The sequence below is a fragment of the Streptomyces apricus genome (assembly GCF_008369065.1).
Classification (GTDB): domain Bacteria; phylum Actinomycetota; class Actinomycetes; order Streptomycetales; family Streptomycetaceae; genus Streptomyces; species Streptomyces apricus.
The window spans coordinates 7,532-18,573 of the sequence record NZ_VDFC01000048.1; the positions used below are offsets into that span (position 1 = coordinate 7,532).

At 72.5% G+C, this 11,042-nt stretch carries 7 protein-coding genes; 2 read left to right on the plus strand and 5 right to left on the minus strand.

The annotated features are described in order from the left end of the window. Window positions 1–114: 114 nt before the first annotated feature. The 4 genes from FGF04_RS29750 to FGF04_RS29765 form a co-directional block, all read right to left on the minus strand. Complete coding sequence (locus FGF04_RS29750) at window positions 115–1,167, minus strand: carbohydrate ABC transporter permease (RefSeq protein WP_188114289.1); 1,053 nt, start codon at window positions 1,165–1,167, stop codon at window positions 115–117. Between the two features lie 11 nt (window positions 1,168–1,178). Beyond that, window positions 1,179–2,513: an ABC transporter substrate-binding protein gene (locus tag FGF04_RS29755; protein ID WP_149514460.1), complete on the minus strand. Its 1,335-nt coding sequence runs from the start codon at window positions 2,511–2,513 to the stop codon at window positions 1,179–1,181. 591 nt (window positions 2,514–3,104) lie between these two features. Continuing rightward, window positions 3,105–4,010 carry a hypothetical protein gene (locus FGF04_RS29760; RefSeq protein ID WP_149514461.1) on the minus strand — a complete coding sequence of 302 codons (906 nt, stop codon included), beginning with the start codon at window positions 4,008–4,010 and terminating at the stop codon, window positions 3,105–3,107. Window positions 4,011–4,430: 420 nt separating this feature from the next. Beyond that, complete coding sequence (locus tag FGF04_RS29765) at window positions 4,431–5,828, minus strand: AbfB domain-containing protein (RefSeq protein WP_149514462.1); 1,398 nt, start codon at window positions 5,826–5,828, stop codon at window positions 4,431–4,433. A 242-nt stretch (window positions 5,829–6,070) separates the two neighbouring features. Between FGF04_RS29765 and FGF04_RS29770 the strand changes: the two genes are divergently transcribed. Together FGF04_RS29770 and FGF04_RS29775 are read left to right on the plus strand one after the other, a co-directional pair. Further along, complete coding sequence (locus FGF04_RS29770; protein ID WP_149514463.1) at window positions 6,071–6,529, plus strand: ferredoxin; 459 nt, start codon at window positions 6,071–6,073, stop codon at window positions 6,527–6,529. A gap of 140 nt (window positions 6,530–6,669) precedes the next feature. Beyond that, entirely contained in the window at window positions 6,670–7,860 is a 1,191-nt protein-coding gene (locus tag FGF04_RS29775; RefSeq protein WP_149514464.1) for an acyl-CoA dehydrogenase family protein, read from the plus strand. Window positions 7,861–7,953: 93 nt separating this feature from the next. On the opposite strand, the gene FGF04_RS29780 is transcribed toward FGF04_RS29775, so the two are convergent. Beyond that, window positions 7,954–10,905 (minus strand): type I polyketide synthase, encoded by a 2,952-nt coding sequence (locus tag FGF04_RS29780; protein ID WP_188114290.1) that lies wholly within the window; start codon window positions 10,903–10,905, stop codon window positions 7,954–7,956. Window positions 10,906–11,042: the final 137 nt, after the last annotated feature.

Consider the following 11,042-nt stretch of genomic DNA (forward strand, 5'->3'; position numbering starts at 1 on the left):
GCCAGGGGCTGAACGGCAGCCGGCCGCGGCGCCGGCCCGCCCCCGCGACGGCGGGCCCGGCGGGGGAGGCGGCCGCCGGATCGGCGTACCGGGTGGGCGTGGAGGGTGCGGTCGTCATCGTGCGGCTCCTTCGAGGCGCCGGTCCGGGCCGGTCACGTCCGGGCGGCTCCGCTCCGGCCGGGTCCGCCCGCGCAGGGCCCGCGCCAGCCGGGGGACCACGGCGAGCACCAGCAGCGCGAGGGCCAGGGTGTACGCCGCCGCGGCGCCGTAACCGGCCGTGAAGTTCTTGAACGCCTGCTCCCAGATGAAGTAGACGATCACCGTGGTGGAGCCCAGCGGACCGCCCTTCGTCGTGACGTAGACGAGGTCGAAGACCTGTAGGGACGTGATCGCTTGCCACAGCAGGAGGAAGACCATGACGGGCCTGAGCGAGGGCAGCACGACGTGGCGCAGCAGCTGCAGGCGTCCGGTCCCGTCGAGCCGGGCCGCCTCGACCAGGGAGGGCGGGACGTCCTGCAGGGCCGCCAGCAGCACCACCACGCAGAAGCCGGTGCCGCTCCACAGGGAGACCGCCAGCAGCGCCAACAGCGCCTGGTCCGGATCGTTGAAGAAGCCCTGCGGGGAGACGCCGAACACGTCCAGCACGGTGTTGGCCGCTCCGAACTCCGGGTCGAGGATGAAGGAGAACAGCACCCCCTGGGCCGCGGCCGAGATGACGAACGGCACGAAGACGAGCGTCCGGTAGAGCCCCACCAGCCGGATGCGCCGGTTCAGGGCGAGGGCGAGGAACAGCCCGGCGCCGATGCTGAGCGGCACGTAGAGCGCCGTGTACAGGATCGTGTTGCGCACCGCCTGGTCGAAGTGGGGATCCTGCGCCAGCGCACGGTAGTTGTCCAGGCCGACCCACCGGCTGGGGGTCACGAGGTCGTCGGCCTGGAAGGACAGGAGCAGGGACCAGACCACGGGGACGACGCTCAGCCCGAGGATGACCAGGACCGAGGGCGCCACGAACGCCCAGGCGGTCGCCGTCTCCCGCCCCATCAGGCGTCGTGGGCCGCGACGGCCCGGCGGGGCGCCGCCCCTGTCGGGCAGGGAGCGCGGCCGCGTGCGGGAGCCGCGCTTCCCGTCCCGGTCCGGGAGGGTCAGGGGAGTGGGCAGGCGGGACATGGCGGATCCTCTCAACGCGGGATGAGCAGCGCGGCGTCGGCCTCTTCCACGCAGTCGCGCAGGGCCTCGGCGGGGGAGCTGCGGCCCAGGAGCACGGCGGTGATCGCCTGGCCGAGGGACTGCGAGATCTGCGGGTACGCCGGATGCACCGGGCGCACCCGCGCCGATTCCAGCGACCTGGTGAACACCTGCAGCCCCGGGGTGCTCTCCTCCTGTTCCTGCCACTGAGGCAGCGCCCGCGTGCCGCGGCTCATGGGCAGGCTGCCCGCGTCGATGTCCCACCGGACGTCCTGGGCGGGCTGCGACAGCCAGGTCACGAAGGTGCGGGCCGCCTCGACGCGGGCGCCGCCGTTGTCGAAGACGGTCCAGGTGTCGGGTCCGGAGATGGTGAGGGGGCGGCCGCTGTAGCTCGGCAGCGGTACGACCCGGTAGTCCACCTTCGCCTGCCGGATGTCGGGGAGCTGCCACGGGCCGGTGACGGCCATGCCCATGCGGCCCGAGAGGAAGAGCCGGTACATCTGCTCGCTGCCGGTCTTGGCGTCGACGTAGACGCTGCGCGTCCGCACGAGGGCCTCCACCGTCTTCAGGGCTCTGAGCCCGGTGTCCTCGAAACCGACGTGCCGTCCGTCCTCGGAGACCACGTCGCCCCCGAGGTCCCAGATCATCGGCCACAGCCGCCACACGGTGTCCTCGTCGCCGACACCGGGCCAGCCGGTGCCGAAGACCCCGCGCCGCCGGTCGGTCAGCGCGGCCGCGGTCCGGGTGAAGTCGTCCCAGCTCCAGCCGGGGCGGGGCAGCGGCAGCCCGGCGTCCCGGAAGAGCTTCCTGTTGCAGACGACGGCCAGCGAGTCCATGAGCGCCGGGGCCGCCCGCACCCGGCCATTGAGGGTGACCGCGTCACGGGCCGGCGCCCAGAAGTCCTTCCAGGGCACGGGCCCGGAACGGAACGTGCTGGTCAGGTCGACCACGGAAGGGCTGCGCGCCACGCTCGCCAGGTCGGAGCCGAAGATGTAGGCGATGTCGGGGAACGAGCCGGAGGCGAGGGCGGCGGTGATCTTCTGCAGCATCGCGTCCGCCAGGACCCCGCCGCCGAGGTCGACCCGGATGTGCGGGTGCGTCCGGTTGAAGGCCGCCGCCAGGGACTCCATCGCCGCGCGTCCGGTGTCGGTCTGCCCGTGCCACACCTCGATCCTGACCCGGCCGTCGGCGTCGACACCGTCCCCCGGCCCCGCGCAGGCGGACAGGGCGGCCGTCGCGGCTCCCCCCGCCACCGCGGCACCTCCGCGCAGCACCGTGCGGCGCGTCGGTCGTGCGGGCGTGCCGCTCGGACGGTGTGCTGCGGCCATGTGAGCCCCCAGGGATACGTGCGTGGTGCGGTACGTGCGTGCTGCGCGAGGTGTATGAGGTGTTGTGCGAGGTGGACGAGGTGTGCGCCGGCGGTACGGGACGGCGTCGCGGATGCCATGACCGGGCCGGGGCCGCGGTGCACGGAGACGGGGTGACGCGCGCCGCCACCGGCTCCACCGGCGCCGCGGTCGTCCGCGGCGCGCGGCAGGGCGCCGCGGCGGTCAGCGGGTGCGGCGCCGCTCGTGCGCGGGGGGCGGTGGGGTCGGCTCCTGGAGGCCGGACGTGCTCACGCGGTCACCGGACGGGGTCACGGGGCGCAGGAGGAACATGGTGAGCTCCAGGGACCGGGGGGTACGTCCCCGCCTCGGATCCCGCCGCTGCGCGGCCGTCCTGGCGACTTTGTCCGGGCTCACGGTGCGTGGACCGTCTACCGGCTGGGCGTCCCTCTCGCGCCAGGTGCTCGGCTGGCGTTGGATGGAGTAAAGCGATCGGTCCCGGACGTGTCAAGAGCGGTCCTACGGGGGTCCGTCGCGCATGACCGGCGGCGCCGGCCCTCGCCCACCGTCACCCCGGTACGCGTACGGCGGCCGTCAGGACCGGCCGAGCAGGCGGTGCAGCGACGCCGTCAGACTCGCCACGAAGGAGTCGCGGGTCGCGTCGTCCAGGAGGTCCAGGGACAGGTACGGGTTCAGGTCCTCCAGCTCGACCAGCAGCAGCCGGCCGTCCGGGGTGCGGCAGGCGTCGACGCGCTGGACGCCGTGGTCGATGTCGTTCCAGGCGATGAACCGGTCGGCGAACTCCAGGTCGGCGGCGGTCGGTTCGTACCGTTCGAGGTGCCAGCGCCGGTCGGGGCGGGGCGCGTGCAGGGCGTACTGGAAGGTGTGGTCGACGTAGTAGAACGACACCTCGTAGCGGAAGTCGATCCGCGGCTGGACGAGGACGCCGGGACCCTCGTCGAAGGCCAGGGTCCGCAGCCGCCCGGGCGGGACGAACTCCAGACCTATCGAGTCCGCGCCGCGCTTCGGCTTCACCACGTACTCGGCCGCTTCGGGGAGCAGGCCGAGGTCCTGCGGCCGGTCGACGGTCGGGATCACCGGAAAGCCCTGGGCGGTGAGGTCGACGAGGTACTGCTTCCCGGCCTGGTCCCCCTTGCCGGTCAGCTGCGTACAGACCGGAACGCCGCGCGCGAGGGCCCGGGCGCGGAAGTCGTCGTACGCGGCCTGGTGGTGCAGGACGGGCCCGCTGTTGCGCACCACGACCGCGTCGAAGCCGCCGCCGCCCGCTCCGGCGCCGCCCACACCGTCCCGGTCCGTGCCGTCCCGGTCCGTGCCGCCGCCGTCCATCAGTGCGGCGGCGTCGAGGGGGTGGCACAGCGCGAGGTCGAAGTCCGCGCGGAGCCGGGAGGTGAGGAAGATGTCCTCGTCGCAGTAGCGCCGCCCCTTCGCCCGGTACGCCAGGTCGGTCACGAACAGCAGTCTCGGCCGGCCGCCCGCCATGGCCCCTCCCGGTGCATCGGTGTGTGACCCCCTATTACACACGGCAGGTTCCGCTCACCGGACGGCCGGGCCGGGGTGCGGACGGGTGCTGCTGTGGCGCCGGGGCACCTGACCGCGGGGCGGGCGGAGTTGGCCGGATGCGCACTACGGGGAGCATTGACTAGAAAGCGCTTTCCACATACGTTCCGGTTCATCAGCGTGACCCATGTCCTGCACCTCGGACGCACGGGGCGCCGACAAGCACATACTCCGGCCGAGGGTTCCGGCCCCACCCGGTGCCTCCGGCCCGGACACCGCCCGCGGCGCGCTGACATCCGGCGGCCGGCCGGACCTCTCTTCCCCCATGGAGGTCCGCCCGGCCACCGGACACGCACCGGACCGCGCCGGACGCGCGCCAGGCATGCGCCGGCCGCGCGCCGGTCAGGCCCAGGCGGTCGTCGCCACGAACGAGCTGTCCTGCCGGAAGAGGTCGGTGCCGTCCGAAGGGTCCACGCGCAGCTGGTAGTTGTAGTGGCGCAGGTAGCGCCCGGGGTAGTTGTACGACTCCAGGCGCACCGAACCGCCGGCGCTGCCCGTCCGGAGGACGAAGGTGGCGTCCCCGGCGAACGTGGACGAGCCGTCGTTCGCGTCGAAGCGGGCCCGGAAGTCCCAGTGCCGCAGGTAGTTCCCGGCCGCGTTGCGGAACGAGCGGCCGTTGCCGTCGGCGAGCCCCGGCACGACGGTGAAGGTGGACGCCTGCTTCTCCGCCGCCGTGCTGGAGGCGCTCACCACGGGCAGGTTCAGCAGGGCGGACTGGTCCTGCCAGTAGCGGGTGGTGAAGTTGCCCGACCGCAGCGAGCGCGTGATGCCCGTCGGCAGGCTCACGCCGCCGGGGACCGTCTCCTTGACCACCGTGAAGTGGCGCGCGGTGCCGGAGATCGCCGGCAGTGCCCGGGGCGCGCTCCAGGTGGCGAAGGTGTCGTGGCTGTCGCTGTAGTAGTAGGTGCCGTCGCCGTACCCGTCGAGGAAGATCCGCCAGGCGCCGTTGTCGAGCTGGATCAGTGCGGCGCCCTCCCGTGTGCCGCCCCAGCCCGCCCAGTTCCCGGTGCGGCTGATGGTGTACGGCCCGGAGAGCGCGCCGGCCGTCGCGTACTCGATGTACTTCGACGTCTCGTTCTTGGTGAAGGCGTGGTAGGTCGAGCCGGTCCTCACCACGAACGTGTCGATGTGGTTGGCGCCGATCCCGGCCAGCGCGACGGGCGAACTCCAGGCCGTCAGCGCCGCGTTGGTGGCCCTCAGGCGGTAGGGGGTGAAGATCCACTCGTTGTCGGCGGTGGAGCAGGACACCAGGATGTTCACGCTGCCGTCGCCGTCGACGAACCACTCCGGCGCCCAGGCCCGCGACAGATTGGCGACGGGGACGGTGTGGTCGTACAGGAACGTCCAACTGGACCGGTCCGCGCTGCGGGCGAAGCCGATGGTGGTGCTGGTGTCCTGCCAGGTGCGGGTGGTGTAGGTGAGGTAGTAGTAGCCGTCGGTGTGCTTGAGGATGCTGGCGTCGCGGATGCGGCCCGCGGGCGGGGTGTAGGCGGAGGCCTTGAGGAGCCGGAAGTCGGTCGCGTCGTCCGACTGGTAGACGTTCACGGTGCCGTCGTCGCTGTTGAGGAACGGCACGATGGTGTAGCGGGTGGCGGAGCCGCCGGGCGGTGCCGCCGCCGAGGCCCGGCCGGACAGGCCGGGCAGGCCGGGGAGGGCGCCCACGGCGAGGGCGGAGGCGGGCAGGGCGGCCATCGCCCGCAACAGGCTCCGGCGTGAGGTGGATCCGGCTGGCGTGGTCATGTGCGGCTCTCCTTGACGGCGTGGTGCTGCGGGCCCCTGGAGTGATCGGTATGTCGAAATGTCGAACAAGGTTCGGTGGGCCGGTCGAAACGTAGAGTGTGGGCATGGCCGCGTCAATAACTTCGACACGTCCCGTCACTCGGGACCCGTCTGTGTGACTCGAGGCCCGCCCGCACGGCTCTGGCGGGCCCGTCCCGGGGGCCCGCGGGTTTGGCGCGGCTGCCTCCGGCTACCCGATCCATGTGTCTGTGACGGAGCTGCAGGAACTCGTCCGATTCCTGGAAGACCGGTTCGCCTGCGCCCAGGCCTGTACCGAATACGCGCGGGCCTGCGCCCTGCGGGCGAGCCTCGCCGACCTCGACGGGACCGAGGAACAGCGGCTGGTCCGGCGCAAGGGGATCCTCTGCGCGGAGGTCTGCGACACCACGTGCCGTCTCCTCGCCGAACAGGTCACCCTGTCCGAGGACGTGATGCGCGTCCAGGTCGAGTGGTGCCGCACCGTGTGCCTCGAAACGGCCGAGGTCTTCGAGAAGGCGGCCGGGGACTCCGGCCGGAGCGCAGGTTCCGACTGCGGCTCAGGCTCCGACTGCGGCTCAGGCTCTGACTGTGACTCCGGCTCCGGCTCCGGCTCCGAGGAGAGTGCCCTGGCCTGCCGCGACTGCGCCGACGCCTGCTCGACGTTCCTCTCCCTGCTGCGCTGATCCGGCCGGACGACCGAGCAGCCGAGCGGGGGCGGCCGGGCACGTCACCGCCATTCCCAATTTCTGGAACACGTTCTACGGTGTGCGCCGTCAGGTCCGGGTGGCCCGGGCCGCTGGGCCAGGGGAGCCAGGGAGGCGCCGTGCACCTCGAATACACGCCGGAGCAGCGGCGGTTGCGTACCGAACTGCGGGCGTACTTCGCCGCGCTCGTCCCGGACGACGTGCACGCCCGGTACGACGAGCCCGCGGCGCAGAAGCGGTTCTACCGCGACACCGTCCGCCGGCTCGGGGCCGACGGCTGGCTGGGGGTCGGCTGGCCGAAGGAGTACGGCGGACGCGGTCTGACACCGATGGAGCAGTTCATCTTCTTCGACGAGGCGGCCCAGGCCGGCGTTCCGCTGCCGCTGATGGCGCTGAACACGGTCGGGCCGACGATCATGAGGTTCGGCACGGACGAGCAGAAGGCGTACTTCCTGCCGCGGATCCTCTCCGGCGAGATCGACTTCGCCATCGGCTACAGCGAACCCGACGCGGGCACCGACCTGGCCGCCCTCAAGACGCGGGCGGTCCGGGAGGGCGACACGGAGACCGGCCACTACACCGTCGACGGCCAGAAGATCTGGACCACGAACGGCGACACCGCCGACTGGGTCTGGCTCGCCGTCCGCACCGACCCCGACGCCCCGCCGCACCAGGGCATCACCATGCTCCTCGTGCCGACCTCCGACCCCGGTTACTCCTGCACGCTCATCAACACCCTCGCCTCGCACGACACCACCGCCAGCTACTACGAGAACATCCGGGTGCCCGCCTCCCGCCGCGTCGGCGAGGAGAACAAGGGGTGGCGGCTGATCACCAACCAGCTCAACCACGAGCGCGTCACCCTCGCCGCGCACGGCACCATGGCCGTGCGCGCCCTGCACGACGTGCAGCGCTGGGCCATGGGGACCAAGCTCGCCGACGGCCGCCGCGTCGTCGACCTGCCGTGGGTGCGCCGGACCCTCGCCCGCACCCATACGAGGCTCGACGCGATGAAGCTCCTCAACTGGCAGATGGTGACCGCCGTCCAGGAGGGCACCCTCACCCCGCAGGACGCCTCCGCGGTCAAGGTGTACGGCTCCGAGGCCCGCCGGGACGCCTACGCCTGGCTCATGGAGGTCGTCGCCGTCGCGGGCGTCCTCAAGGACGGCTCGGCGGGCGCGGTGCTCCACGGCGAACTGGAACGCGGCTACCGCTCGGCCGTCATCTTCACCTTCGGCGGCGGCAACAACGAGATCCAGCGGGAGATCATCGCGTGGATCGGCCTGGGGATGCCACGGGTACGGCGCTAGCCCGGTGAGGTGAGGATGTGCGGGTGACACCGAGGAGGAACGGGGACCGAAAGGGACACAGGGATCCAGGAGGCACGGAGCGGAGTCGAATCCTCAGCCGTGATCCCTCAGCTCCTCGTCCAGGATGTCGAACAACTCGTCGGCGGTCACCGCCTCCAGCGTGTCGTCCTGCGGGACCGAACCCGCCCTGGAGGCCGGGGCGTCGGTAGCCGCCGGCCGATGGGTTCGGGCCCACCTGTCGGCCAGTGCCCGCAACCGGTCCCCGATCCGGGCCGTGTCCGTCGCGGCCGGTTCCGCGGACAGAAGCGCCGACTCCAGACGCGTCAGTTCCTCGTCGAGCACGCGGTTCACCGGCGCCACCGCTTCCTCCCCGACCAGTTCCGTACGCAGGAACTCCGCGACGGAGACGATGGTCGGGCAGTCGTAGACGAGTGTCGCGGGCAGGTGCTCCCCGGTGGCGCCGGAAAGCCGGTTGCGCAGTTCGAGCGCGGCCAGCGAATCCATGCCCATGTCGAGGAAGCCGCGCTCGGGTACGACGGCTTCCGGGCCGTCGAAACCCAGAACCTCCACCACATGCGTCCGCACCAGATCGAGCAGCATCCGCCCGGCCTCCTCCCAGGAGAGCCCCGCCAGCCGTGCGGACAGCGGCTGATCGGCCGCCGTTGCGACATCGGGTGAGGGCGAGGGGGAGGGTGCGGGTGTCTGCCGGGTATCCCTCCCAGAACGGTTCGGCGCCAGTCCGCGCAGCAGCGCCGGCAACTCGTCCGGGCGCGCCCCGACCGCTGCCGGATCCAGCCGTACCGGCACCGTGAGGGCCTCCCCGCAGGCCAGGGACGCGTCGAAGAGCGCCAGTCCGTCCTCCGGTTCCAGTTCCAGCACGCCGAGCCGGCCGATGCGCCCGGCGTCGATCGACGCGCCGCCGCCCTCTTCGGCGGCCGCCGTGCCTGCCCACAGCCCCCAGGCCATCGAGGTCGCGGGCAACCGGCAGGCCCGGCGGTGATGGGCCAGCGCGTCCAGGAAGACGTTGGCGGCGGCGTAGTTGGCCTGCCCCGCCGCCAGGACCATGCCGCCCGCGGAGGAGAACAGCACGAAGGCCGACAGGTCGCGGTCGCGGGTGAGTTCGTGCAGATTCCAGGCTCCGTCGACCTTTGAACGCAGTACCCGCCGCACCCGCTCCGGCGTCTGGTCGGCCAGCACCCCGTTGGCCATCACTCCGGCGGCGTGCACGACGGCGGTCAGCGGACGGTCGGCCGGAACGGTGTCCAGCAGGGCGGCCAGCGCGTCCCGGTCGGCGGCGTCGCAGGCGGCCAGCGTCACGGTGGCGCCGAGCGCGGTGAGTTCCGCCGACAGACGGCCGGCGCCGGGGGCATCGGCTCCGCGGCGGCCGGCCAGCAGCAGGTGACGTACCCCGTGCTCGACGACCAGGTGCCGAGCCACCAGCGCACCCAGCATGCCCGTGCCCCCGGTCACCAGCACGGTCCCCGAACCGTCCCACGACGGCCCGCCGTCGGCCGCCCCCACCCGGCTCAGGCGGGGGACCAGGGCACGGCCCCGGCGCAGGGCGATCTCCGGTTCGCCCGCCGCCACGGCGGCCGGCAGCGCACGCACCGACTCGGTGGAACCGTCCACATCGACCACCATGAACCGGCCGGGGTTCTCCGCCTGGGCGGCCCGCACCACACCCCAGGCCGGAGCCCGGCCCAGATCGAGCGGTTCGTCGGGCCGCGCGGGGTCGACGGCATGGGCGGCGCGGACGGCTTGGACGGCATGGACGGCGTTCTGCGTCACCACGACCAGCCGGGATGCCGCGAAACGCTCGTCGGCGAGCCAGCCGCGCAACCTCTCCAGCACCGCGGCAGTGGTCACGAACGCCTGCTCCGGCACGTCGTTTCCGGTTGGGCTGCCGTCCGTTCCGACGGTGGTCCCGCCGTTCGCCTCGCGGTTCTTCGTCCCGTTGTCCGTGCCACCGATCGCGTCCGGACGCAGCCACAGTGCAACCACGTCGGGCACCGGCGACGACGGCACCGCAGCAAGTACCTCGTCCAGCTCCGCGAGTCCGCCGAGCTCGGACGGTGCCGCCCGGGACGCGTCCGCCGGCAGCGGCACCCACTGGACCCGGTACAGGGACCGCGGACCGGCGTCCAGCTGCCGCGATGTCACCGGCCGCATCGTGAGCGAGTCGACGGACGCCACCGGCGCGCCCGTCGCAGCGTCGCGCATTTCCAGCGACACCACGCCCGGGGCTGTCGACCAGATCCGGACCCGCAGCGAACTCGCACCTCGGGAATGCAGCGTGAACCCGTTCCAGGCGAACGGTACGCGAGTGCTCTCCCTGTCCTCACCTTCCTCCGCGGGCAGCACATCGGTGAAGTGCAGCGCCGCATCCATCAGCGCCGGGTGCAACCCGTACGCCTCCGCGTCCGCAGCTCCGTCGGGCAGCGCGATCTCGCCGTAGACCTCGCCGTCGCGTCGCCAGACCGCACGCACGCCCTGGAAGACGGGTCCGTATCCGTAGCCTTGGGCGGCCAGGTCCTCGTACAGCGTGTCGACCGGCACGACGACGGCACCCGGCGGGGGCCACGTCTCATCCCGTGCCGGTGGCGGCTCGGTCGCTCCTGTCGCCGGGCGGAGCGCACCCGTGGCATGCCGGGTCCAGATCGCGTCGGCGCCGATGTCCGGGGCGTCCGTGTCCCGGGAGAAGATCTCCACGCTGTGACGGCCCGCCGCGTCGACCGCGCCCACCACCACCTGGAGGGCCAGCGCCCCCTGCTCGGGTACGGGCAGCGGCGCTTCCTGAACGAGTTCCTCGACGACCGGACAGCCGGCCCGGCCGCCGGCGTGCAGGGCCATGTCCACCAGCGCCGCGCCGGGCAGCAGGGTCGTCCCCAGAATGCGGTGGTCCACGAGCCAGCCGGGAGAGTCGCTCGTCAGCCGACCGGTGAGAACCAGCCCATCGCTACCGGGGAGGGCGATGGCCGCACCGAGCAGGGGATGACCGGCCGAGGTCTGACCGAGATCTCCTGCGTCAGCGGACGGAGGAGGCACGGCGTCGATCCAGTAGTGCTTGTGCTGGAAGGGGTAGGTGGGCAGGTCGACGGGGTGGGTGGGACGGAGGAGGCACGGCGTCGATCCAGTAGTGCTTGTGCTGGAAGGGGTAGGTGGGCAGGTCGACGGGGTGGGTG

What these genes read in the sequence shown, in the direction of transcription:
- FGF04_RS29765 (WP_149514462.1), bottom strand. Translation starts at nt 5,828, where the DNA reads ATGACCACGCCAGCCGGATCCACCTCACGCCGGAGCCTGTTGCGGGCG.
- FGF04_RS29755 (WP_149514460.1), bottom strand. Translation starts at nt 2,513, where the DNA reads ATGGCCGCAGCACACCGTCCGAGCGGCACGCCCGCACGACCGACGCGC.
- FGF04_RS29750 (WP_188114289.1), bottom strand. Translation starts at nt 1,167, where the DNA reads ATGTCCCGCCTGCCCACTCCCCTGACCCTCCCGGACCGGGACGGGAAG.
- FGF04_RS29760 (WP_149514461.1), bottom strand. Translation starts at nt 4,010, where the DNA reads ATGGCGGGCGGCCGGCCGAGACTGCTGTTCGTGACCGACCTGGCGTAC.